A 25012-nucleotide genomic window follows, 5' to 3' on the forward strand; every position below is an offset into this window, starting at 1 on the left:
TTTAGCCTTATTCAGCAAGCTTTTTTACAAGCTTTTCTAGATTTTTAACGCGTTGGGACAACTCATCAAGTTGCTTAAACCGGACCACATTTCGCTTCCATTGAGCGTGAGGTTCAACCCCAGTACCCGATGAGTAAGCACCCGACTCTTTGATTGATTTACTGACCAAAGTCATCGCCGTGATGTGGGTTCGGTCGGCAATCTCTAAATGCCCCGTGACACCGCTCATACCTGCAATAGTACAATGAGAGCCGATACGAGTGCTACCCGCAATTGCAGTACAACCAGCTATGGCCGTTGACTCTCCGATCTCAACATTGTGTGCAATCTGAATTTGATTATCCAATTTCACACCATTAGCAATCAAAGTATCCGACAGAGCACCGCGATCGATCGTTGTGTTTGCACCGACCTCAACATCATCACCTAAAATCACACCACCGGCTTGGGCGATTTTTACCCAGCCTTGACCGTCATGAGCAAAACCGAACCCATCGGCTCCAATCACAGCACCAGAATGAATAATGCATCGCTTACCGATGGAAACTCCAGGATAGAGGGTTACATTCGCTTCAAGCCGTGTTGACTCACCGAGCAATACACCCTCACCTATGACCACGTTGGGACCCACATAGGCATGGGCAGCCACCTTAACTTGAGCGCCAACAATTGCACCCTCCGCAATCTGAGCAGAGGGGTCGATCTCGGCAGTAGGGTCTACTGTTGCAGTCGGCGCAATTCCAGCGACTAAAGGACCACGCCAATCAAACAGCTGCGATAACTTTGCAAAGGCTAGGTAGGGATTAGCAACGACAATAGCGCTATTGGGGACCAGATCAACGAACTCTGCACTGACTAGAACGACTTCAGCCTGAGTGTCTGGAAGCTGTTTTTGGTATTTGGCGTTGGATAGAAAAGAGAGCTGACCGATACCCGCTTTATCAAGGGTAGACATCCCAGAGATTAGACAATCACTACCAACAAGCTCTCCACCAACGCGAAGAGCTAAATCGGACGCTTTTTCGGAAAAATCAGTCAAACCCCAGTCACTCTTGGGCATTCAGGCGTTTAATAATCTCACCTGTAATATCGATTCTAGGCTCAACATAGATAGCCGACTGACGATTGATAATCAGCGAAATATCGCCTTCATCAATAAGCGCTTTGATGACCTGATCCAACTTAGGACGCATACCCTCTAAAAACTCTTTCTCCATAGCCGCTCGCTGCTGCTGAAGCGCTTGCAGCTGTCGCTGATACTCGCCATAGACTTTCTTGAATTGGAGATCTTTTTGCTGAATCTGTTCTTGAGTCAGCAGCCCCTTGTTCAACTCAAAATCAGACTGCATCTTCTTAGCCTGTGTCTCTAGATCACGAACCTGAGACTCTTGCTGGGAAGTGCTTTTGACTAAATCAGCGCGAAAGGCCTCTGCAGCATTACTCGACTGAAGCGCCGCTTGGACATCCAATACAACAGCCTGACCCGCATACGCTACGGAGGTAGTAAGGATTGCCAGAGAAACTAGGAGATTTTTCAACATCAGAACATACGCCCAATCGCAAACTGAACCTGCTCTTCTGTATCATCAGAAGAAGCATTCAGGGCTTTAGCACTTGAGATAGAGAGAGGACCAATCGGCGTGATCCATGATATGCCTATACCCGCTGAGTATCTCATATCATCAAAACTAGGATCGTCCTGATAGACAGAGCCACCATCTACAAAGAATAGAGTGCGCCAAGAGTCTTTATCTTCGACAAAGGGCATTGGGAAGATGAACTCAGCAGAACCAGATAGCAATCCGTTACCACCTATTACACTTGCACCATCTGCAGATTTTGGACCAATAGTATTAGCCGCATAACCACGCACACTGGTCAAACCACCGACAAAATAGTTTTCGAAGAAGGGGTAGTTACCGCCATCAATGGAGTCGGCGTAGCCTACTCGAGTGCGCAAAGCGCCAACAAAAGTCTCTTGTCGGTCAAATGGGTAGTAGTACTTACCAGTGTAGGTTGCCTTGGCGAAACTCAAATCACCGCCAGGCACCGCTATTTCAGTACTTAAAGATTGGTAAGTACCGCGAGTCGCGAACATAGCACTATTGAGTCGGTTACTGGTCCAAGAACCTGTCAATTTATAGGTCAGGTAATCCTTACCTTCAACATCGGTAAAGTCAGTAATAAATTTGGGTGCATTAGTACCTAAAACAATATCAGTCTTATCGATACCTAGACCAAAACGAAGGCGCTGGTACTCGTCGATTGGGTAGGAGAAGTTCACATCACCGCCAATAGAGTTGACGTCATAGTCTGAGATATCAGCTTCTGCATAATCTTTTTGGCTTACATAGAAGCCAAAACCGCGGCCAACACCATCGAGGGTGTAGTAAGGGTCATCGTAAGAGAAGGCTACCGATGTAACGACGTCAGACATATTGAATGAGGCGTTAAAACTGGTACCTGATCCTAAGAAATTATCCTGTTGGAATGCAGCTTGATAACCCAACCCCTCTGAGCTTGAGTAACCAACACCGGCACTGATTTGACCTAGCAGGCCCTCTTCAACATCGATGACCACATCGACTTGGTCCTCAACCCCAACAACGGGCTTGGTATTGATCGAAACCTTAGTAAAGTAGCCTGTTTTATCCAACAACTCTTTGGAGCGTTTAATATCTTTGCCGACCGCTACCGTACCCTCCATTTGCGGCATGGTACGACGAATCACTTCATCTGCAGTTGTTGAGTTACCACGAATCTCTATACGACGAACGTAAGTTAACTTTCCTGGAGCAACGAAGAAGGTTAAATCAACCTTACCCTCACCCTTCTCTTCAGGAACAACGGATACGCGAGCATTCAGGTAACCGTAGCCTGAAATAATCTCATTGAGTTCTGACTGAGTTTCAGTCACCAATTTTCTAGAGAAGGTATCTCCTGTAGAGACAAGCAGTGCTGCATTTAACTCTTCAGCATATTCTGCGATATCACCGGCCACTTTTACATCACTAAGAGTGAATAACTCGCCCTCGTTGATCGCTATCGTGATAAAAATCTGTTTCTGATCTGGGCTGATTGAGACATCGGTAGAGTCAACATTGAATTTCAAATAGCCACGATCCAGATAAAAACTGGTCATACGCTCAATATCAGCACTTAAGCGCTCTTTTGCGTATTTATCGTTATCGGTCCACCAAGAGAGGTAGTTGGTTAAGCCTGAATCAAACAGGTCAAGCAACTCTTCATCGCTGAATACGGTATTTCCTATAATGTTGATCTTCTGAATAACGGCCGTTTGACCCTCTGTAATCTCAACATTAATCGCCACACGATTGGACTCTAACTGTTCAACCTCGGTAGTCACCTCAGCGGTGTAGCGACCGGCCTCATTGTAGACACGAAGAAGTTCTAAGCGGATTTTATCCAATGCAGCCCGTCGAAAAATATCTCCCTCTTGAACGCCAGCTTGTTCTAGAGCACCCATAAGCTGCTCATCTTTAAGCATGTCGTTACCTTCAAGACGAATCAGCGCAACGGACGGGCGCTCTTTAACTCGAACAATCAACACACCTTGATCTTTGAGTAGCTCTACATCATCAAAATAACCGGATTCGAACAGATCTTTTGTCGCATCATTGAGAGCTCGTTGATCGACAAGATCACCACGATTAATCGGAAAATTTCGGAATACAATGGCTGGATCAACCTGCTGCAAACCTTCGATACGAATGTCATCGACGGCAAAATCACTGGCAATAGCATGGACCGAGAAGATAAGTCCTAACAGTGATAAGAGTGTGAAGCGTTTCATCCAGTGATTCCTCTAGTACGCTTAAAGACGCGCTAAATCGTTAAAAAATGCAATGGCCATCAAACTAAACAACAGCGCCATACCCAACCTCATTCCGAAAGCTTGGGTACGCTCGCTGACAGGACGACCTCGAATCAGTTCTACAAAATAGTACACTAAATGACCGCCATCTAGCATCGGAATTGGTAAAAGATTTAGCACACCCAAACTGATGCTGAGATAGGCCAAAAAACTGATAAAGGATTCCAACCCTGATGATGCCGAAGCGCCGGCCACCTTAGCGATCGTAATTGGGCCACTCAGATTTTTCACTGAAATGACACCAACGATCATCTTCTTGATCGAGTCCAGCGTCAGTCCAATCATCTGAACGGTCTTTTCGTAGGCACTCACTAGAGCATCCACCGGCCCCTGAGAGAGATCCCTTAACATATCGTCTGGCCACTGAGGGACGACAACGCCGGCACCGATATAGCCAACTAAGGCATCACTGCCGGGTCTTAGGCCGGGTCTTACAATCACCTCTTCGGACTGTTCATCACGAACAATTTCAAATCGAAGATCGGTATCGTAAGAAGCTTGCACTTTGCCAACCAAAGCCATCCAGTTATCGATAGGCGTATCGTCAATGCTGACGACCCTATCGCCCTCTTGCAGACCTGCTTTATAAGCTGGGCCATCAGGAGAGATTTGACCTATAACGGCAGGCACTTCTGGCTGCCAGGGTGACAAGCCAAAGGCTCGAAGTGGCGAAGTGGTCTCTAGATCAACATCCCAAGTTTGCAGATCAGCCGAGTAGTTTCTTAACCAACCAGAATTAGGTTCACCTGCACGAAGAGTTAATACACCTGTCTCACCCACTCGTGCTGCCAACGCTAAATTGATCTCCTCCCATGAGAGCACTTCTCGCCCGTCAATCTCAGCGATCTCATAATTGGGCTGAAGACCGGCTTGCTCTGCAAGGGAGTCAGGTGCAACAGCGCCAACGACAGGTTTTACAACCGTCACCCCCCATATGAATAGGAACCAATACGCGAATAGGGCAAAGATCAAATTAACAAGAGGACCCGCAGCAACGATCGCAATTCGCTGATAGACGCTTTTGTTGTTGAATGCTTGGGACTTTAGATCATCTGGAACCGGTCCTTCGCGCTCGTCGAGCATTCGAACATAGCCACCTAAAGGGATGGAGGCGACAGCATACTCAGTGCCATCTTTACCCTTGCGCATCCAGATAGGTTTACCAAAGCCGACAGAGAAGCGAAGCACCTTAACGCCACAACGACGAGCTACCCAGTAGTGCCCCCACTCGTGAATGGTGACCAGTATGCCAAGTGTTACAAGAAGAGAGAGAACCGTTTGGATAAAATCCATCACTTACCCTTAAAGAATCGGAAGCAGTTGAATTCCTAACAAAAACAGCGGTGCAGCAGCCGTAAGACTGTCGACACGATCCAGTACGCCACCATGACCTGGCAGGATCACACCACTGTCTTTGATACCACGTTCACGCTTAAACATGCTCTCAAACAGATCGCCAAATACAGAGACAACCACCACCAAAGCAGAGAGCGCCATCAGCAGAATAATAGAAGTAGAAGAGAGACCTAAGACAATCGAGAATCCAAGAGCGATCATCATGGCCGCTAACAAACCACCATAAACCCCTTCACGCGTTTTGCCAGGACTAACTTTAGGTAAAAGCTTAACTCGACCAAAGCGCTTACCGGCAAAGTAGGCGCCTATATCAGCACCCCAAACCAACAAAAACAGCAGCAGTAGTAATAGATGCGCGCTCTCATGGGTTTTCAGACCCACCATCGCCACCCAAGCAGGGACTAGCACCAACAGACCGGTAATCAACTTAGTCACAGTCCCATCGATACCTAGGGTCTTTGGGTAGCGAACCACCCGAGTAATCGCAAACACCCAAAATAGCGCTGCGACAACTAATATAGGGAGCGTCAAAGCAGTAACAAATGGGTAGATCGCTGCGATTACCACTCCCACTAACGCCACAAAGAGCGCTCGCATGCGACGTGAATAGAGCGCGAAATTACCCCACTCCCAGGCCCCAATCATCATCACAAGCGCCATAACGATAGCAAACCCAGACAAAGGTAGAAGGAAAACCGAACCTAGCGCCAATGGCGCCAAAATTGAAGCGGTAATGACGCGCTGTTTAAACATGACTTTCGGCCTCCAGTTGCTCACTGGTTCGGCCAAATCGACGCTCACGCGTTTGGAAGTTATCAACCGCTTTGAGAAGCTCTTCGCGGTTAAAGTCTGGCCAGTAGAGATCGCTGTAGTAGAACTCTGTGTAAGCGAATTGCCAGATTAAAAAGTTAGAGATTCGCTGTTCACCGGCCGTTCTGATGCAGAGATCTGGCAGAGGCTGATCGGCCAGTGAGACATGCTTTGAAATAAGATCTGCATTGATATCGGTAGGTTCTAGCTCGCCCTGCTTGACCTGCTCAGCAATCTGCTGAACCGCATGAGCAATATCCCACTGACCACCGTAGTTAGCTGCAATATTCAGATTAAGCGCAGTACAGTGGGCAGTCGCTTGTTCGCCTTTTTCGATGCGCTGCTGTAGTGATTCGGAAAAACCAGACTTATCACCAATGACACGAAGACGAATATTATTTTTGACGAGTTTTTTAACCTCACGATCGAGGGCAAACTTGAAGAGATCCATCAGACCACGGACCTCTTTTTCAGGACGGCGCCAGTTCTCAGAACTGAAGGCAAAAAGAGTCAGAGATTCAACCCCTGACTCCATACAGCCTTGAATGACATCACGGACACTATCGACGCCCGCTTTATGACCGGCGAGAGACGGCAAGCGACGCTCTTTGGCCCAACGGTTATTGCCATCCATAATGACGGCAATATGGCGTGGAGCAGGACGTGTATTGACGGTGTTATCGTTATTATCGGCCATTAAAGGTCGTATCCTAATGCGCTGTGCGCGAATTTGATGGATTAAATCTCCATCAAATCCTTCTCTTTTTGAGCCAACAGCTTGTCGATCTCAGCAACGTGCTTATCAGTCTCTTTTTGAACCTGATCTTCGCCACGACGCGCATCGTCCTCTGTTATCTCTTTCTCTTTCAAAAGATCTTTAATATCACCGTTAGCATCACGACGCACATTGCGCACAGCCACTCGAGCATTCTCAGCTTCGCCACGTGCCTGACGAATATAGCCCTTACGAGTCTCCTCGGTCAGCGCTGGCATTGGCACGCGAATAACATCACCGGCTGTCGCTGGGTTAAGACCAAGATCTGATTTCATGATCGCTTTTTCGATCTCAGGAACCATGTTCTTTTCCCATGGGATGATCGACAGTGTACGCGCATCTTCAACCGTCACGTTAGCAACCTGCTGAATCGGCATATCAGAACCGTAGTAGTGGACCATCACAGAATCAAGAATGGCAGGGGTCGCACGACCTGTTCGAATTTTTTTAAACTGCTCTACAAGAGAATCAACGCTTTTTGACATACGCTGATCAGCGTCTTGAACAATCTCAGTAATCATTATTTATCTCCGTTAGCGCTGCCGCTATCGATCAATGTACCCTCGTCGCCACCTACAACTAGGTTAACAAGAGCACCATGCTTGTTCATATTGAAAACGCGCACGGGCATATCGTGGTCACGGGTCAGACAGATTGCTGTCATATCCATCACACCCAGCTGACGCTCAAGCACCTCATCAAAACTTAGACGGTCGTAGCGCTCAGCCGTTGGATCTTTCATAGGATCCGCAGTGTAGACGCCGTCAACCTTAGTTGCCTTAAGTACCACATCGGCTTCGATCTCAATGCCGCGCAGACAGGCAGCAGAGTCGGTTGTAAAGAAAGGGTTACCGGTACCAGCAGAGAAGATCACCACATCACCTTGTGACAGGTAACGCATCGCATTTCGACGATCATAGTGATCCACAACGCCGCTCATCGGAATTGCCGACATCACTCGCGTCGCAATATTACAGCGTTCGAGTGCATCACGCATTGCAAGTGCGTTCATCACAGTGGCTAGCATACCCATATGGTCGCCAGTCACTCGATCCAATCCTGCTTCACTTAGCGCAGCGCCGCGAAACAGGTTACCACCACCAATCACTAGACCGACCTGAACGCCGATACCCACTAACTGACCGATCTCCAGAGCCATTCGATGAAGAACTTTTGGATCGATACCAAAGTTCTCTTCTCCCATTAAAGCTTCACCGCTTAATTTCAGAAGAATTCGCTTATATTTGGAGTTAGGCTTGTTTACAGGCATGGGCACCCCCGGCAGGCGATTAAAAGAAGTGTGATAAAGGTATATCGAAAACAACTAGCCCCGCAAGTCGGCAGGGCTAGTTTAGTACAGAATTAGCCTTGCAGCTGCTCTGCTACCTCTTGAGCGAAGTCTTTCTTCTCAACTTCAATGCCTTCACCAACTTCTAGGCGGGTGAAACCGTTGATGTCAGTACCAGCATCTTTGATAAGTTTGCCGACAGTTGTCTCTGGGTTCTTAACGAACGCCTGTTCAACAAGGCTGTTTTCAGAAAGGAACTTCTTAACACGGCCGATTGCCATTTTCTCTTTGATCTCTTGTGGCTTACCTTCCATGTCAGGCTGAGCCATGATGATCTCTTTCTCGCGATCAAGCTCTTCCTGTGGCATATCTTCAGGCTTACACACACGAGGGTTAGCTGCAGAAACGTGCATAGCAACGTCACGAGCCACTTCAGTGTCACCACCTGCAAGAGAGACAAGACAAGCGATACGGTTGTTGCTGTGTACGTATCCAGCAACGACTGCACCTTCAACAAGAGCGATACGACGAACAGTAATGTTCTCGCCAATCTTTTGAACTAGCGCTTCACGAGCCGACTCAAGGTCACCAGCCATTAGAGCTGCAACATCTGTCTGCTTATCAGCAAACGCTTTGTCAGCTACCTGGCTAACAAAACCAAGGAAACCTTCGTCACGAGCAACAAAGTCTGTTTCAGAGTTAACTTCAACGATTACACCGTAGCTGTTGTCGTCAGCAACACGAACCACAACAACACCGTCAGCAGCAGTACGGCCAGCTTTTTTAGCAGCTTTTAGACCTGAAGACTTACGTAGATCTTCAATCGCCTTATCAACATCACCACCAGACTCAGCAAGTGCTTTTTTACACTCCATCATGCCTAGGCCAGTACGATCACGCAGCTCTTTTACCATTGCCGCAGAGATATTTGCCATTTTGCAATCCTCATTTAAGAAATTAGTTAGGTAAATCTAAAAAAGGGGAGCCTGGCTCCCCCTTTTGAAAGTATGTAAGTTAAAGGTTACAAACCTAAGACTGAATTACTCAGCCGCTTGCTCTTCAACTTCAACGAATTCGCTTGCAGCGCCACCCGTTGCATCAGAACCTTCTAGGCACGCGTCTGCAACAGACTGAGCGTAGATCTGAATGGCACGTAGTGCGTCATCGTTACCTGGGATAACGTAGTCAACACCGTCTGGGTTGCTGTTAGTATCAACAACACCGATGACAGGGATACCAAGCTTGTTAGCTTCGTTGATTGCGATGCGCTCGTGATCTACGTCGATAACGAATAGAGCATCTGGAAGACCGCCCATATCCTTGATACCGCCGATAGATAGCTCAAGCTTAGCCATTTCACGGCTACGCATTAGCGCTTCTTTCTTAGTCAATTTCTCGAAAGTACCATCTTGTGCTTGAGCTTCAAGATCACGTAGACGACGGATCGACTGACGGATTGTCTTGTAGTTAGTTAGCATGCCACCCAACCAACGGTGGTTTACGTAAGGCATGCCCGCACGTGATGCTTCTTCTTTAACAACCTTTGCTGCTGCACGTTTAGTACCAACAAAAAGAATTTTGTTTTTGTTAGAAGCCATGTTTTTAACAACGTCTAGTGCGTTGTTCATAGCTGGCAGAGTGTGCTCAAGGTTGATGATATGAATTTTGTTACGCGCACCGAAGATGAACTTCGACATTTTTGGGTTCCAGTAACGAGTCTGGTGACCGAAGTGAACACCTGCTTTAAGCAGATCGCGCATATTTACTTGTGCCATTTGGTATTTCCTCTATGGGTTTAAACCTCCACACCCCCCATTTATCAACCCCTTAGGGCACCCAGACAAACGTGACGAAGTGTGTGTGTTTTAGTTTTAGTGCCGAAGCACGATTTTTGGGAGCGCAGTTTATACCATAAAGACTAACGTTTGAGAAGTAATTTTACTCCCTACCTACCTTTTAAAGCGGATGTCAGGCTGAAGGCCAGACACCCAATTAAAAACCACTTAAAGATCTAGGGCGTCTGGCTTTCAGCCTGACATCCGCTTTCAAAATTACATAGCAAACTCCGGTAGACCAAAACACTACCTCCTGTACAATAAGCAGTATCAAAAACGCCTTCAATTTTCCGAAGCGCAAATCACCGATTTAAAAAGGATTCACCGATGACCATCAAGATCAAAACCGCTGACGAAATCGAAAAGATGCGAGTGGCTGGACGCTTAGCCGCCGAGGTTCTTGAGATGATCGAAGAGCATGTAAAGCCTGGCATCACAACCAATGAGATTGACCAAATTTGTCACAACTACATTATTGATGTGCAGCAAGCGATTCCAGCACCTTTGAACTACCACGGTTTTCCTAAATCCATCTGTACATCAGTCAATTCAATCGTTTGTCACGGCATCCCCAATGACAAAGCCTTAAAGAACGGCGACATTGTCAACATCGACATTACCGTGATCAAAGATGGGTACCATGGCGACACCAGCAAAATGTTCTTTGTAGGTGATGTTGCACCACATGCAAAACGCCTCTGCGAGATCACTCAAGAGTGTATGAACATGGGTATTGAGCTGGTCAAACCGGGTGTGAAACTCGGTGATATCGGTGCTGTGATTCAGAAACATGCCGAAGCAAACCACTACTCGGTGGTTCGCGAGTATTGCGGCCACGGCATCGGTGCAGAGTTCCACGAAGAGCCTCAAGTCCTCCACTACGGCAAAGCAGGAACTGGTGAAACCCTTGAAGAGGGTATGTGCCTAACCATCGAACCGATGATTAACGCCGGCAAACGCCAGGTTAAGTTAAACAAGCGTGACGGCTGGACTGTAGAGACAGCTGACCGCCGCCTCTCGGCTCAGTATGAACACACGATTTTAGTGACGGCTGATGGCCATGAAATTCTCACCCTGCGTAGTGAAGAGAAAGGCTAAATTTGATGAGTCAAGCTATCAAGCTGACACCCGTCCCCATCAATGGCATCGAGAAGTTTTTAGATATCAAACGGCTCGAACAAGAGATCAATGATGGCAACTTGACCACTGCCCTGAAAAGCGCAGTTAGACATGCTACGGAAACGATGCATGAGAGCTTCAAAGCGAAAGAGGATATTCGCAAGTTGATCTACGGTCGTGCCTGGGTGATTGACCAAATCTTACGAGTTGCCTGGCAACATTTCGATTGGCCAGACGAATCCAAAGTCTCGCTGATCGCAGTCGGGGGCTATGGCCGAGGGGAGCTACACCCCCACTCCGATGTCGACATTCTGATTTTGATCGATGGTGTTGAGGCTGAAAGTTTCGAGGAGACCATTAGCGGCTTTTTGACACTTCTTTGGGATATCAACCTGGATATTGGCTCTAGTGTGCGCACCATTGAAGAGTGCTATCAAGAGTGCCGTAATGACATTACCATCGCCACCAACTTGATCGAGTCACGCCCGCTGACAGGGGACCCATCCCTGCAACTAAAAATGTTTGAGCGCGTCACTCAGGATGACGCCTGGACAGACTCTGAATTTTTCAAAGCGAAAATGAAGGAGCAGACAGCACGGCATCAAGGCACCAACAACACCGAATACAATCTTGAACCTAACATCAAAAACTCCCCAGGTGGACTGCGCGATCTTCAAACCATCGGCTGGGTTGCCAAGAGACACTTTGGTGCCACCTATATTAGAGACTTAGTCAATCACGGCTTTTTAACGGAGTCAGAGCTTGAAACACTCAACAAAGGTGAACTCTACCTCTGGACAGTTCGTTATGCCCTGCATATGCACTCAAAGCGCCGTGAAGATAGACTGCTGTTTGATCACCAGCGCACTCTGGCTGAGTACTTTGGATACTCGGATGACAAAGGTTCGTTAGCGGTTGAACAGTTCATGAGCCGCTACTACCGTGTTGTTAAAGCGATGTCAGAATTCAACGGCATGCTACTGCAATACTTTGACGAAGTTATTCTTAGAGCCGATGTAGAGCAACAGATACAGAAGCTAAACTCACGCTTTATCGTTCGCGACAATTTTCTGGCCGTCGCACACAACAAGGTATTTGAGCAGAACCCTTTTGCCATCATGGAGTTGTTTGTTCTGATGGCACAGAATCCTGAAATTAAAGGTGTTCGTGCCTCGACGATTCGATTACTTCGAGATCACAAACACCTGATCGATGATGATTTCAGGTCTGACCTACGAAATACCAGCCTCTTTATGGAGCTACTGCGCTCACCTGAACGTGTCTCAACAGAGTTGAAGCGAATGAATCGTTACGGCATTTTAGGCCTCTATCTACCTGAGTTCGGTAATATTGTTGGCCAGATGCAACACGATCTTTTCCATATCTACACGGTTGATGCACACACGCTCAAAGTGATTCAGATGATGCGTCAGTTCCGGCACACAGAGTTTCGTGAAACCTTCCCTGTGGCTCATCGCGTAGTGAACAATCTACCGAAAATTGAGCTACTTTACGCGGCCGGCCTCTACCACGACATCGCCAAAGGTCGCGGAGGTGATCACTCAGAACTCGGCGCAGTCGATGCACTGGAGTTCTGTAAACGACACCACCTAGGAAAATGGGACAGCGCACTGGTCGCCTGGCTAGTGGATAAACACCTGATCATGTCGATGACGGCACAACGACGCGACCTTTCAGACCCTGAAGTCATTCATGAATTTGCTAGCATCGTGGGCGATGTGACACACCTGGACTATCTCTATGTGATGACCGTCGCTGACATCAATGCGACCAATAATGAACTTTGGAACAGCTGGCGGGCAACCCTGCTTCGTCAACTCTATGCCGAAACCAGGCGTGCTCTTCGACGCGGACTAGAGAACCCTCTGGGTAAAGAGGAGTTGATTGAACAGACTCAGTTTGAAGCACTGCAATCCCTTAAGCGATTGGGAGCCAAAGAGGAGCGCGTTAAAAATCTGTGGCAACACTTTGGGGATGACTACTTTTTACGCATCGACAGTCAAGCCGTTGCCCGGCACACACAGGCCATACTTGAACATGGCAACCAGCCATTGCCGGTTGTGACGCTGCACCAACACAGCTATCGCTCTCATGAGGGTGCGACGGAGATTTTCATCTTTACTGAAGATACGACCAACCTCTTCGCCGCAACGGTTGCCTCATTAGACCAGCAAAATCTCAGTGTTCAAGATGCCCGCATCATGGCAACCAATAACGGCTACACGCTCAGCATCTACATGGTGCTGGATGAGAACAATCAGCCATTGAATGACAATCCAGACTACCAAAAAGAGATTCAACAGCAGTTGGTCGATGAACTGGATGATCCCGCAGACTTCCCTGACATCATTCATCGAAGAGTACCGAGGCAGCTTAAACTGTTTCCGATCAAAACCAGTGCTTCAGTACACACCGATCCCAATCTGAAACAGACCGTACTTGAGGTATTCACAGCGGACCGCCCTGGTCTACTCTCTCGAATCGGACGTATCTTTGCGCAGTTTGAGATCAATGTTCACAACGCCAAGATCGCCAACATCGCCGAGCGCGTTGAGGATTTTTTCTATTTAACCAATGCCAACAATCAGCCGATTACTGATCCAGAAATCTGTGAGCAACTCACCAGTGAGATCTGTAAAGAGCTTGATCAGCATATGCAGTAAGGAACCGAGATGGAACAACAGACTAAAACAGAAATCGAAGCGGCGGTATTTCGCCGTCTAGTGGAGCATTTAGACAACCACAAAGAGGTTCAGAACATCGACCTGATGAACCTAGCCTCTTTCTGCCGAAACTGTCTCTCTAAGTGGTATGTTGCAGCGGCTGAAGAGCGCGGCAAGAGCGTTGATTATGAGCAAGCGCGAGAGCTTGTCTACGGCGAACCTTATGCTGATTGGAAAGTGAAGTACCAAAAAGAGGCCAGCGCAGACCAGTTGAGCAAGTTCAACGAAGTCACCGGCGCTAAGTAATCTTTTTATATCCAGGTGCTCAACCGAGCACCATCTTCTTTTTTACATTTCCGTACCACGAATCCAGATCTCTACTCGGCGATTCTGTGCACGCCCCTCTTCTGTCTCATTAGAAGCCAGCGGATAGCGCTCACCAAAACCGCGAGCCGCGATACGAAGAGCATCCACACCTACCTGTCTTAAATAGTTAGAAACAGCAGCCGCACGTCTTTCAGAGAGCATCTGGTTGTATTCAAATGACCCAGTCGAGTCGGTGTAACCATCCACATTAATGCTGGTCTTTTCAAACTTCGCCAACACTTTAGCGACTGAATCCAAAACCGGATAAAAGGCGTTATCAAAACGCTCATTGTCCACAGCAAAGGTGATATTACTTGGCATAACCAGGCGAATCTCATCACCCACTCGCTCGACGCGCACACCCGTCCCTTCAAGCTCTTGACGCAGTAGCATCTCTTGCTGATCCATGTAGTAACCGACACCTGAACCAACAGCACCACCTAGGGCTGCACCAATCAGTGCACCTTCGGCACGATTACCTTTAGATACAATGGCACCCAGTACAGCACCCGCTGCTGCGCCAATACCGGCACCGCTAGTCGCATTGGCTGTTTTAGTTTGCTGTGTATAGGGATCAATTGTTTGACACCCAACCAGAGCACAACATACCGCTATCGAGAGTATTGAACCTTTCATCAAATTCCTCTTACATCTCTTAAATTCATCCTTTTCTATGCTCAGTGTAGCCTCAAAAGTCGAACCGAGCATGTGGGTTAACATTTTTTTACATTTGCCGCCTCAGCGTCTAGCCAGAACCTGACCTGCAAGTTACAATTTCCTGATATTTTTTGTGTCATTTATGGGGAGCAAGGCAGTGTCTCATTTACCGGTCATCGTTGGTTTTGGTGGCATCAGCCCCGCCGGTCGCTCCTCATTCAACCAAGGCTACAAACGCCTCATCTTTGAAACCTTGTCTGATAAAGATCAGCAGGATGTGTTACAGGATCTCGCCGTTCTCACCAACAGTCATGCAGATGAGCGGCAGGCACTGCTTGATGCCACCCTGATCCGTAAAATTCCAAGTTCATTCTTTGACGCAAATCGTGTCCTGATGAACAAGGCATCGAAGATCCATCCAGCAGGTGAATCCATTAAATTCACTCTGCGCAAACGTGATCTTCCGACCAACATCCCCGACAACTGGACGCTGGCCGATACCGAGGCAGGCCAAGTCGAAGTAACCGTACAGGGTGCTCTCGACCTAATCTTCAACGATACACGCGTACTGCCTGTTCAAAGCGCCGGCATGCTGCCAGAAGGGTTTGAACCGGGGTCTCTATACCAATCACGAAACCATCCGCGCGCACTGCAAATGGCGATCTATGCAGCCTCTGATGCCCTGGCCTCCACAGGTCTGGATATCGACAAACTGCTAGATACTCTGGCTCCTGATCAAATTGCGGTATTTGCCTCTAACTCAATTGGTCAACTCGACGACTTAGGCTTTGGCGGTCTCAATAAATACCCTGCGATTGGTAAGCGCACAACCTCTAAGCAGATGCCATTGGGTTATGCGCAAATGCCGGCTGATTTTGTTAACGCTTACATGCTTGGCAACCTTGGCACAACCGGCGGTGCGCTTGGTGCCTGTGCGACTTTCCTGTACAACCTCCGTAATGCCGTTGAAGCGATTCGCACCAACAAGGCTGAATTTGTTCTGGTTGGCGGGTCTGACGCCCCTGTCACTCCAGAGGTTATTGAAGGGTTCCGCGCCATGGGCGCATTGGCTGAAGACAAACAGCTTCAGGCACTGGATAAGCTCGCTTCACTTGCTGATGTAGACCACCGTTCAGCCTGCCGTCCATTTGGTGACAACTGCGGTTTCACCATTGGTGAATCGAGTCAATTTATTGTTCTGATGAGTGATCGCCTAGCGATCGAGACCGGCGCTCAGATCTATGCTTCGGTGCCTGATGTCTATGTTCATGCCGACGGTTATAAAAAATCGATCTCAGCACCCGGTGTCGGTAACTACTTAACCCTGGGCAAAGCGGCCTCTTTGGTTGAGAAGCTACTCGGTTCTGAAGCGCTACAGCAGCACTCAATGATTCAAGCGCATGGCACCAGCACACCACAGAACCGAGTGACTGAATCACATGTATTAAACGAGGTCGGTAAAGCGTTCAACATCAATGATTGGACGGTCACTGCGGTTAAGACTTACCTCGGACACTCTCAGGGCACTGCAGGTGGTGACCAACTGGTTTCAACACTGGGTGTTTGGGAACAGGGAGTCATCCCCGGCATAGTTACTACTCAGGCAGTAGCTAGCGACGTTCATCAGAGCCATCTTGAGCTACCTCTTCAGCATAAAGAGGTGGGTAATCAATTCATTTCTAACGCGTTGATCAACTCTAAAGGCTTTGGTGGCAACAACGCGACTGCGGTACTCATCTCGCCGACCGAGACGATTAACCTGCTTCAAAAACGTTATGGCGCTGCAGAGATGCTTGAGTGGCAGAAACGCTCAGAAGCGACAGTCGCTCAGGCTCAAGAGTATAACCAAGCCGCACTCAAAGGCACGACTCGACCGACCTACCGTTATGACTATGCGGTGCTTGCTGGTGAAGATTTAGAGATCACTCATTCTGGAATTAAAGTTCCAGGTCGTTCTTTGCCAGTCAGCTTCGACGTTTCAAACGCCTACGAAGATCTAACCTAAAGCCCCAAAAGAGCAGTCACATTGTGATGAGTTTGCTGAGCAATAGATTCAGTAGACTCACCACGTAACTCGGCGACGGCATCAGCCACTTCTGCAACCCGATACGGGTGATTTGGCTTACCCTGATGACCGCTTAACGGCATATCGGGCGCATCCGTCTCAAGCGCCAAGCTTGTCACTGGCAGTGAACAGACGACCCTTCTGAGTCGATTAGCTCGATCATAGGTCACTGCCCCACCAACACCAATCAAAAATCCCAAGGCAACAAGATTATCCGCTTGCTGCTGGCTACCCGAGAATGCATGGGCAACGCCACCTCTACGTAAACGGTGGCGTTTTAAGCGCTGCGTAATCAGATCGACGGAGCGGCGAACATGAAGCACAACCGGCAATTCAAATGCAGCCGCTAACTCTAACTGAGCATCAAAGAGTTTCTGCTGCCTATCTAATTGTGGATCTTCAATAAAAAGGTCTAATCCACACTCACCAATCGCAACAACGTCATCTCTCTGCTTAAGGAGCGTCTCTAGGGTCAAAAGATCTTGATCAATATCGTGCTGTTTTAGAAAACAGGGGTGCAAGCCAAGCGCCAGATGACGACGAATGGGATGGTTAAGCTGACAGGTATGGATCACTCTAGGCCAATCGCTAGCCATGACTCCGGGTACCAGAATATCCGTTACACCCTTTGCCTGTGCTTGATCGAGATGAGAGCTGGTTCCCACTGCAAACTCGGGAAAGTCGAGATGGCAATGGGAATCAAAAAGCATGTTAGTGCTCGCGAGTAGCGCGGAACTGAATATCCGGCCAACGCTCTTCGGTGAGGTTTAAGTTCACTCGTGTCGGTGCCAAGTAGGTCATTAGACCTGCACCATCTTCGGCCAGGTTGTCATACCCTTTTTTACGGAAGTCATTGAGCATCTTATCGTCAGCACACTCAACCCAACGAGCCGTCGCAACACTGATCGCCTCATAGACACAGTCCACTTTATACTCATCTTTAAGACGATACATGACGACGTCAAACTGAAGCTGACCGACCGCGCCGAGAATCAGATCGTTGTTGCGAAGTGGCATAAACAACTGCACCGCACCCTCTTCTGATAGCTGCTGCAACCCTTTTTGAAGCTGCTTCATCTTCAGTGGATCAGTAGGACGCACACGCTTAAACAGCTCAGGTGCAAAGTGAGGAATGCCGGTAAATTTAAGCTCTTCACCTTCTGTAAAGGTGTCGCCGATTTGAATGGTACCATGGTTGTGCAATCCGATGATGTCACCAGACCAAGCCTCTTCCACCGCCTCTCGATCACCCGCAACAAAGGTAACCGCGTCTGCGATACGAACATCTTTGCCGATGCGCGTATGTTTCATCTTCAAACCTTTGGTGTATTTGCCTGAACAGATACGCATGAAGGCAATGCGGTCACGGTGCTTTGGATCCATATTCGCTTGGATCTTAAAGACAAAGCCTGTGAATTTATCTTCATCCGCCTGAACCTCACGTGTCTCTGTTGCACGATGAGAAGGGGCAGGAGCCCAATCAACAAAATCATGCATCATCTCTCGAACACCAAAGTTACCTAATGCCGTACCAAAGAATACCGGAGTCATGGTACCCGCTAGGTAGGACTCCTTGTCCCACTGGTGGGTAGCCCCTTGTACCAGTTCGATCTCGTCACAGAACTCTTCATAATCGGCACCCAACAGCTCACGAGCTTCGTCGCTATCCAAGCCTTGAATGATATTCTGTTCAGCAAGCAGATGCCCCTGCCCCTTGGTGAACAGGTGAATTTGATCCGTGTAAAGATTGTAGACCCCTTTAAAACGCTGACCGGCACCGATAGGCCAGTTAATCGGTGCGGCTTCAATTTTTAGTACCGATTCAATCTCATCCAAGAGCTCAATAGGGTCACGTATCTCACGGTCTAACTTATTCACAAATGAGAAAATAGGAGTATCGCGAAGACGACAGACATCCATCAGTTTAATGGTACGGTCCTCGACACCCTTTGCGCCGTCAACCACCATCAAAGCAGAATCCACCGCGGTCAATGTGCGATAGGTATCTTCCGAGAAGTCCTCGTGCCCCGGTGTATCCAGTAGGTTAACGATACGGTCACGGAATGGGAATTGCATCACAGACGAGGTGATCGAGATGCCACGCTCCTGCTCCATCGACATCCAGTCAGAGGTCGCGTGACGATCACTGCCTCGGCCTTTTACGGTACCAGCAACCTGAATCAACTGACCTAATAGCAATAGCTTTTCGGTCATAGTGGTTTTACCCGCATCAGGGTGGGAGATGATAGCAAAGGTCCTTCGCTTATTGATTTCATTGAGAAAATCTTGGTTTGCCATGTATAAATTCTTTTAGTTTGTACACGGATTTGTACACACTTTTGGAAGTACTCTCTTTTCAGTTCTTCGCTTGTCAAATCCGTCGTGTTAATCGTAATTGGCCGCTATTTTCGCTGATCTTGACTTTATAAACAATCAATGGTTATCTAATCGGTTACCATTTACTCTCAGCGTGCGCCAATGCTCAGTTGTAGCTGTTTGCAATCGTTGCTTCTTCAGCTAATGAACAACTGTGGCTAAACCACAAATTCCTTCGCTACCAGAAATCGATGATAGCTTGTCGTACTACACCGATGATGGTGCAGTTGCCGTTGATCGGTATTGCAGGGTATTGCGGGTTCAAAGGTTTTAGATACTTCTGTTCACCATCAATAACCAACTGCTTAAAGGTTGCTTCTTTCGAATCATCCAAACGCGCAACAACCAATGAACCTGAAGAGTAAGGTAACTCAGGATCAACAACGATCACTGCCCCCTCAGGTATGGATTTTTTTCCGCTTGGATTTTCCATACTGTCGCCTTTTACGCGAAGTGCGAAACAACCCTCATGTGCTTTCCCAGTGACTTCACGCCACTCCTCAGCATCTTCATGGGCAAATCCCTCCGCTATTTCAGTCCAATCACCGGCCTGAACCCAGTTAATGAGAGGAATTCTTCCCTTAATATCAGGCCCGACTTCTACATTACCGACCCCCAAGCCAATCTCGCCATCACCTGTGGCGAGCCAATGAGCATTCACGCGAAGCGCCTCCGCGATCTGCATGGTGTAACGAGACCTAGCCGATTTACCAGAGCAAATCTGGCTGATCGACTGCTGTTTGATACCAATGCGACGAGCCAACTCAGACTGAGTTACCCCAGTAAGCTGCAAGGCATGGTTTAGTCGTTCGGATAAAGTTTTCATAAGCCCGCATTCTACAAATAAAACTGTAGTCTTTCAACAATTTTAACTGTTGACTTATCTACAGTTTAAACTGTAACATTCAATCTTGTAACAGTTATTATTGTAACAGGAGACGGTATGGAAGTGTTCAAAACGACACAAAAACATCTCCGCCGTGCCATTGACTTGGTCGGCGGGCAATCAGCATTAGCAAGAGCCATCAACTCAAAACAGCAAAACGTCTGGTTTTGGTTGAATAAATCAGGGCGTGTTCCCGCTGAATTCGTTTTACCCATCGAACAAGCTACGCAAGGACAGGTAACCCGATCTCAGTTAAGACCGGACATCTATCCCGAATGCCCAAGCGAGCTGAAAGCCAGTAACCAGTAGGATTAAGGGCAAATAATGGTCAGCATTTTACGTAAACACAAAAGCGAGTTCCTCCATGCGTGATTATGGCAAGGTCTATACCCGCTTTTGGCTAAAGCAAAATGTTTTGTCCTGGAGTGACTCAGCGAAGTTGCTAGGACTGTATTTGCTTACATGCCCACATTGTAATTTGCTTGGCTGCTTTCGACTGCCGATTGGTTACGTTGCTTCTGACTTGAACTGGGATGAGCAACAGGTTGCCAAGACGTTAAGTGAGTTAGAACAAGATCAGTTCCTGATTCGTTGCGAGGGATCTGGTTGGACTTTGATTCGAAGCTTTCTGAAGCACAACCCAATCGAAAACCCAAACCAAGGTAAGGCAGCCTTTCGGTTGCTTAAAGATGTACCTGCCGACTTCATTGGTATGGCATCGCTTTTGAAATCTCTTGCCGCTTTTCAAGCTCGGCTACCAGAAGAATTTTCATCATTGTTTATGCCTGATGGCAACCCGGTAAGGGACTCTCAACGGTCGGATGACTCTGAGAGAAGCAATAAACCAACAGTTAAAACTGTTGACCACATACAGTTTGAAGACTTCTGGGATGTACAAATACGCAAAGAAAAAAAAGCGAAAGCCAAAGAAGAATGGCTACGCATGGGCCTCAATGAAGACCATGAACTCGCCTTGGAAGTGCTAACACGCTGGAAAGAGCAACGAGACAACCGATTACAGTATCAAGATCGGACTAAGACCCCTATGCCACATAACTGGCTTTTAAACCGGCAATGGGAAGACGAGTACGTTCGCATTGATGAAGTACAGCAATCATCGACGAGCCTAAAGGGCAGCAATCACCAATTGAATATTGAAGAAAGCAATCGCCGCATTGCTGAAAGCTGGGCCGGACCAGGTATTCGGGAGGTTCGTTCAAGTGCAGGAGGTTGATAAACGCGAGTTTGCTGAAGTTTGGGGAGCAGCTTGGGCCATGTATGGCAAAAGCGTATCACCACAATTGCTATCCATCGCATTTGAAGCCCTTCGTGCTTATAGCATTGAAGAAGTGCGAATCGGTCTGACTCGGCATATTCAATCACCGGATACTGGGCAATTTTTTCCAAAGCCCGCTGACGTCATCAAGCATATCGACGGCAACTCAGGTTCAAGAGCCATGGTTGCTTGGAACAAAGTTGACAAGGCTGTTCGTCAGGTTGGCGCTTGGACATCCGTGATGTTTGACGATGCGCTTATCCACCGCGTGATTTCAGACATGGGTGGATGGGTTGAACTCTGCAAGGTTGATGACAGGGAATACCCCTTTAAGCAAAAAGAGTTTTTAACACGCTACCAGGCTTACTTGCTACGGGACGAAGTGGGTGAATACCCAAGGCTATTACAGGGTATTGCAGACCATCAGAACCAGCAAAAAGGATTTGATATGCAAGCGCCTGTTGCCGTAGGCGACTGGTCAAAAGCGGCACAAGTTTATACGAGAGGCATCGCCAATTTTAGCGCAGTGCCTTTGAAAAGAATAAGCCCGAAAGCCATTCAGGCGCTTCTCGGAAATCAATTAGAGGACAAAAATGAAAACGATTAAAGCAAAAACCGTTGCCCTAGTGATAGCCATGTCCGCAAGCACTTCAGTCTATGCGTTTCCGGGCTATCAGTGGGAAAAAGCAGCACAAAGTGTTGGTATTGATCCAGTCATGCTCTACGCCGTTGCCTTGGCTGAGTCAGCCTCACATCGAGGTCTTAACATGACCAGTCCATGGCCATACGCAATTCGCAATGGTTCAAACGCAACCTACGCCAAATCTAAGACAGAAGCGGAGCAACTGTTAAACCAGGCACTTCAAGAGAGTGAAAAATACCAGCTCGATATTGGCCTTATGCAAATCAATTTGCATTGGCATGGGCATCGAGTGAGCTCAGCAGCTGAACTGCTAGACCCCATCACCAACCTTACTGTCGGCTCCAGTATTTTGGCCGAAGCAATCAAGTCTTCACCAAACGATTTAGAGCTTGGCATAGGCCGCTATCACAGTTGGAACGAAGAGCGTGCACGCTGGTATGGGCAAAGAGTGCTTTCTATCTATCGCAATATTTTACATGAACTGGAGGTCCGTCAATGACAACCAATCAACAAGACTTCTATCAATTAAATTTGGCGTACCTACACGCAGCACGTGAATTGGCGCGCATTGATCCGCAAGAGGCGGTCTTGCGCTTTGGACTTACACGCGACGTGGTGGATGCACTTATTAATGCCGGTGTTGACGACCTGCAACGAGTGGCGACCTCATCATTCATGCTGTTTCAACCAAGGGGTAACCAAAGCCAACTGATTGAGATGGTGAAGAGCAAAGGTACAGGTATCCCAAGAATCGCTTATTTATTATCAACCCTAAACAACAAGGGGGATGCATGATTGATAACCTGTCCAAAAGTGAGCTGTTTACCCGAGCCTCGCTGCTTATTAAGTACGGATTTCGAACGACCATTATCGCGCTCGATACAGGTTTGCCAATCCACATTATCAGAAGGCTGCACAAAGAAGTGACTGGCAAGTCACCTTGTCCTGGTCAATTGCCAGAATCTGATGCCATCGTTAAAAGCAGAAGAGCCCTAGTTGAAGGCTCCCTGCTGATGGCGCTTTATGTCAATATTGGTGGTGATAATGTCTACAAGAAATTAAATATCGATGCTTTGATGAAGGCTTACGATGCGTACTTGGTTGCAAGAGAAGAGGCAGATCTTCCAGCTGAGATCCCCTGGAAAAAACTGACCATCAATGAAGGTTGGGTTCTAGCTCGTGATTTAAGATCACAGCTTGCATCCTTACACCGGTGTCGATGCGGCAGTCTGTATTTGACGGTATCTCAACAGCGCATTCAGCTTAAATGTCCTGTGTGTGAGATTATGGCCGAGCAAACCACTAGAGCACTTTTTGAGAACTAACATGCTGATGCATGATTTGATTGTGCACCGCCCGTGCACTTTGAGAGTACTAAGATGATAAAATTACTTAAATCTTTACCAGCACGCTGCTGGTTTATATCACTGGGGCTTTTTCTGGCGACTTTGGCTGCGGCTCATTTTTTTCCCTCAGAAATATTAACGGCATCTGCCAAGTTAGCGGCTTTGCCATTTCTGATTTGCACCGTCGTTTTTTTCAGCTACTTGGGATTCAAAGCGACCTGTAATCCCATCGGACTTATAGCCATCATCACTATGCTTGTAGCAATCGCATATTGGCAAGCGAGTTGGACAATTTTATGTGTCGGTTTAGCCTTCTTAGGCTTAAGCGGACTAATCCATTTATTTCAAAGACAACTGAAAGATACCGGTCGAGAACTAAGCCTGAGCGAAAAAAAATATTGGTACTGGGTAAACGAATTTGCAGATGGTCGCTCATCTATCCTCCCTAAAAAAACAAGGTCATAGTAAATTGACTGCTTTTTTACTTATACTCAAAAAATTGATTGGCACTTTCGTACTACGAATGAAAAATGCCATTTCCATCAATGAATACGGATCAACTCAAGTTCGTTACCCAGCACAACAGGACAGTTCTTTGACATCCTTGTTAAAGGTTTGGGCGCAGAGCTTCAAACCCTCCACCATAGTCAGGTAAGGGAAAAGCTGGTCGGCTAATTCCGTCACCGTCATACGGTTGCGGATCGCCAGCGCCGCACTCTGGATCAGTTCTCCACCTTCATGCGCCAGAATCTGCGCCCCGATCAGGCGGCCAGTGGCTTTTTCCGTCACCAATTTGATAAAACCATCGGTCTCGAAATTCGCCAGTGCGCGCGGCACGTTCTCCATCTCCAATACACGACTGTCGGTTTCAATGTCTTGTGCGTTGGCTTGCTCTTCCGTGAGCCCAACAGTTGCCACCTGGGGATCGGTAAAAATCACTGCTGGCATGGTGGATAGATCCAGTTTGGCGTATCCGCCCGTCATGTTGATGCCGGAACGGCTACCGGCGGCCGCGGCGACATAGACGAATTGCGGCATGTTGCAGCAGTCTCCGGCGGCGTAAATACCGGGAACATTCGTTTCCATGCGTTCGTTAACAACGATTTCGCCCTTTTTGTTGGTCGTAACACCCACCGCGCCCAGATTGAGTTGGCAAGTATTGGCGTGTCGCCCGGTGCTTACCAGCAAACGATCGCAGCGTAGATCGCCCGCGTTAGTTTCCAATGTAAATTGGCTTCCATCGTGGGTCACCTTGGTAGCTTGCGTACTGTTTAATACTCGAATGCCTTCTTTTTCAAAACATCCGGTGAGTTTTTCACCGAGCAAGGGATCTTCCCGATAAAGCAATGTATGTCTTGCTAATATGGTGACTTCACTGCCTAAACGGCGATAAGCCTGGGCAATTTCCAGCGCTACAACCGACGAACCAATCACGACCAGGTGCTGCGGCAATTCCTGAGCAAACAGCGCTTCGGTAGAGGTCCAATAAGGTGTTTCAGTTAAACCATCAGGGCACCTCGAAAAACCCGGCTTATACGTTGCCGAACGGGCTGAGCTAACCGCAAGACTCCAGTTTTAATCGATTACGTCTCGTTTTGGGGCCCTCTGGACCTGCAGCGGAGGTCTCTGTGTGCC

At 47.8% G+C, this 25012-nt stretch carries 25 protein-coding genes and 1 pseudogene; 11 read left to right on the forward strand and 15 right to left on the reverse strand.

What is annotated here, in order from left to right:
* Positions 1–7: 7 nt before the first annotated feature.
* The 10 genes from lpxD to rpsB form a co-directional block, all read right to left on the reverse strand.
* Positions 8–1039, reverse strand: a complete 1032-nt coding sequence (gene lpxD, locus XMG48_RS07570; RefSeq protein ID WP_254443599.1) for a UDP-3-O-(3-hydroxymyristoyl)glucosamine N-acyltransferase — start codon at positions 1037–1039, stop codon at positions 8–10.
* Positions 1040–1046: 7 nt separating this feature from the next.
* Positions 1047–1541 carry an OmpH family outer membrane protein gene (locus XMG48_RS07575; RefSeq protein WP_173481448.1) on the reverse strand — a complete coding sequence of 165 codons (495 nt, stop codon included), beginning with the start codon at positions 1539–1541 and terminating at the stop codon, positions 1047–1049.
* A complete protein-coding gene (gene bamA, locus XMG48_RS07580; protein ID WP_173481449.1) occupies positions 1541–3814 on the reverse strand; it encodes an outer membrane protein assembly factor BamA in 2274 nt (757 codons plus the stop codon). The genes XMG48_RS07575 and bamA overlap by 1 nt, the downstream gene beginning before the upstream one ends.
* 21 nt (positions 3815–3835) lie before the next feature.
* Positions 3836–5188, reverse strand: a complete 1353-nt coding sequence (gene rseP / locus XMG48_RS07585; protein WP_173481450.1) for an RIP metalloprotease RseP — start codon at positions 5186–5188, stop codon at positions 3836–3838.
* Between the two features lie 9 nt (positions 5189–5197).
* The gene (locus XMG48_RS07590; RefSeq protein WP_173481451.1) at positions 5198–6004 is read right to left on the reverse strand and encodes a phosphatidate cytidylyltransferase; all 807 of its coding nucleotides are present in this window, start codon (positions 6002–6004) and stop codon (positions 5198–5200) included.
* Positions 5997–6758: an isoprenyl transferase gene (locus XMG48_RS07595; RefSeq protein ID WP_173481452.1), complete on the reverse strand. Its 762-nt coding sequence runs from the start codon at positions 6756–6758 to the stop codon at positions 5997–5999. The genes XMG48_RS07590 and XMG48_RS07595 overlap by 8 nt, the downstream gene beginning before the upstream one ends.
* A gap of 41 nt (positions 6759–6799) precedes the next feature.
* Positions 6800–7357 carry a ribosome recycling factor gene (gene frr / locus XMG48_RS07600; protein WP_173481453.1) on the reverse strand — a complete coding sequence of 186 codons (558 nt, stop codon included), beginning with the start codon at positions 7355–7357 and terminating at the stop codon, positions 6800–6802.
* Complete coding sequence (gene pyrH / locus XMG48_RS07605; protein WP_173481454.1) at positions 7357–8106, reverse strand: UMP kinase; 750 nt, start codon at positions 8104–8106, stop codon at positions 7357–7359. The genes frr and pyrH overlap by 1 nt, the downstream gene beginning before the upstream one ends.
* Before the next feature lie 92 nt (positions 8107–8198).
* The gene (tsf, locus tag XMG48_RS07610; RefSeq protein WP_173481455.1) at positions 8199–9059 is read right to left on the reverse strand and encodes a translation elongation factor Ts; all 861 of its coding nucleotides are present in this window, start codon (positions 9057–9059) and stop codon (positions 8199–8201) included.
* Positions 9060–9164: 105 nt separating this feature from the next.
* Positions 9165–9899 carry a 30S ribosomal protein S2 gene (rpsB, locus tag XMG48_RS07615; protein WP_173481456.1) on the reverse strand — a complete coding sequence of 245 codons (735 nt, stop codon included), beginning with the start codon at positions 9897–9899 and terminating at the stop codon, positions 9165–9167.
* 387 nt (positions 9900–10286) lie between these two features.
* Here rpsB and map point away from each other — a divergent pair, with 387 nt between their 5' ends.
* From map to XMG48_RS07630, 3 genes are read left to right on the forward strand one after another with little or no spacing between them, the layout of a single operon-like run.
* Complete coding sequence (gene map, locus XMG48_RS07620; RefSeq protein ID WP_173481457.1) at positions 10287–11057, forward strand: type I methionyl aminopeptidase; 771 nt, start codon at positions 10287–10289, stop codon at positions 11055–11057.
* 5 nt (positions 11058–11062) lie between these two features.
* A complete protein-coding gene (locus tag XMG48_RS07625) occupies positions 11063–13762 on the forward strand; it encodes a [protein-PII] uridylyltransferase (protein ID WP_173481458.1) in 2700 nt (899 codons plus the stop codon).
* Positions 13763–13771: 9 nt separating this feature from the next.
* Positions 13772–14068 (forward strand): DUF1244 domain-containing protein, encoded by a 297-nt coding sequence (locus XMG48_RS07630; protein ID WP_173481459.1) that lies wholly within the window; start codon positions 13772–13774, stop codon positions 14066–14068.
* A gap of 42 nt (positions 14069–14110) precedes the next feature.
* Here XMG48_RS07630 and XMG48_RS07635 read toward each other — a convergent pair whose 3' ends face one another.
* The gene (locus XMG48_RS07635; protein ID WP_173481460.1) at positions 14111–14764 is read right to left on the reverse strand and encodes an OmpA family protein; all 654 of its coding nucleotides are present in this window, start codon (positions 14762–14764) and stop codon (positions 14111–14113) included.
* A 178-nt stretch (positions 14765–14942) separates the two neighbouring features.
* On the opposite strand from XMG48_RS07635, the gene XMG48_RS07640 reads away from it, so the two are divergent.
* Entirely contained in the window at positions 14943–16790 is a 1848-nt protein-coding gene (locus tag XMG48_RS07640) for a beta-ketoacyl synthase (protein ID WP_173481461.1), read from the forward strand.
* Here XMG48_RS07640 and XMG48_RS07645 read toward each other — a convergent pair.
* From XMG48_RS07645 to XMG48_RS07655, 3 genes are all read right to left on the reverse strand, one after another.
* Positions 16787–17560, reverse strand: a complete 774-nt coding sequence (locus XMG48_RS07645) for a TatD family hydrolase (protein ID WP_173481462.1) — start codon at positions 17558–17560, stop codon at positions 16787–16789. The two genes, XMG48_RS07640 and XMG48_RS07645, sit on opposite strands and share 4 nt — an antisense overlap.
* 1 nt (position 17561) lies before the next feature.
* Positions 17562–19148 (reverse strand): peptide chain release factor 3, encoded by a 1587-nt coding sequence (locus XMG48_RS07650; protein WP_173481463.1) that lies wholly within the window; start codon positions 19146–19148, stop codon positions 17562–17564.
* A gap of 256 nt (positions 19149–19404) precedes the next feature.
* Positions 19405–20052, reverse strand: coding sequence for a LexA family transcriptional regulator (locus XMG48_RS07655; protein ID WP_000854920.1), 648 nt, complete (start codon positions 20050–20052; stop codon positions 19405–19407).
* Positions 20053–20169: 117 nt separating this feature from the next.
* On the opposite strand from XMG48_RS07655, the gene XMG48_RS07660 reads away from it, so the two are divergent.
* Genes XMG48_RS07660 through eexR form a run of 7 tightly spaced genes read left to right on the forward strand, consistent with a single transcriptional unit; the run spans position 20170 to position 23842 of the window.
* Entirely contained in the window at positions 20170–20421 is a 252-nt protein-coding gene (locus XMG48_RS07660) for a helix-turn-helix domain-containing protein (RefSeq protein WP_024015942.1), read from the forward strand.
* A 55-nt stretch (positions 20422–20476) separates the two neighbouring features.
* On the forward strand, positions 20477–21346 hold the full coding sequence (locus XMG48_RS07665) for a hypothetical protein (RefSeq protein WP_040132807.1): 870 nt from the start codon (positions 20477–20479) through the stop codon (positions 21344–21346).
* Positions 21333–21995, forward strand: coding sequence for a DUF6475 domain-containing protein (locus XMG48_RS07670; RefSeq protein WP_001158521.1), 663 nt, complete (start codon positions 21333–21335; stop codon positions 21993–21995). The genes XMG48_RS07665 and XMG48_RS07670 overlap by 14 nt, the downstream gene beginning before the upstream one ends.
* On the forward strand, positions 21982–22530 hold the full coding sequence (locus XMG48_RS07675) for a lytic transglycosylase domain-containing protein (RefSeq protein ID WP_000848909.1): 549 nt from the start codon (positions 21982–21984) through the stop codon (positions 22528–22530). The genes XMG48_RS07670 and XMG48_RS07675 overlap by 14 nt, the downstream gene beginning before the upstream one ends.
* Positions 22527–22826 (forward strand): flagellar transcriptional regulator FlhD, encoded by a 300-nt coding sequence (locus XMG48_RS07680; protein WP_000210563.1) that lies wholly within the window; start codon positions 22527–22529, stop codon positions 22824–22826. The genes XMG48_RS07675 and XMG48_RS07680 overlap by 4 nt, the downstream gene beginning before the upstream one ends.
* Positions 22823–23356 carry a FlhC family transcriptional regulator gene (locus XMG48_RS07685; RefSeq protein WP_000566752.1) on the forward strand — a complete coding sequence of 178 codons (534 nt, stop codon included), beginning with the start codon at positions 22823–22825 and terminating at the stop codon, positions 23354–23356. The genes XMG48_RS07680 and XMG48_RS07685 overlap by 4 nt, the downstream gene beginning before the upstream one ends.
* 54 nt (positions 23357–23410) lie before the next feature.
* Positions 23411–23842 carry an entry exclusion protein EexR gene (gene eexR, locus XMG48_RS07690; protein WP_040132805.1) on the forward strand — a complete coding sequence of 144 codons (432 nt, stop codon included), beginning with the start codon at positions 23411–23413 and terminating at the stop codon, positions 23840–23842.
* A gap of 105 nt (positions 23843–23947) precedes the next feature.
* Here the strand turns inward: eexR and XMG48_RS07695 are convergent.
* Positions 23948–24883: pseudogene (locus XMG48_RS07695) on the reverse strand (FAD-dependent oxidoreductase); the annotation flags it as partial.
* Between the last annotated feature and the right edge of the window lie 129 nt (positions 24884–25012).

The organism is Marinobacterium sp. xm-g-48 (assembly GCF_013282925.1).
In the GTDB taxonomy this organism is placed as follows: Bacteria; Pseudomonadota; Gammaproteobacteria; order Pseudomonadales; family Balneatricaceae; genus Marinobacterium_E.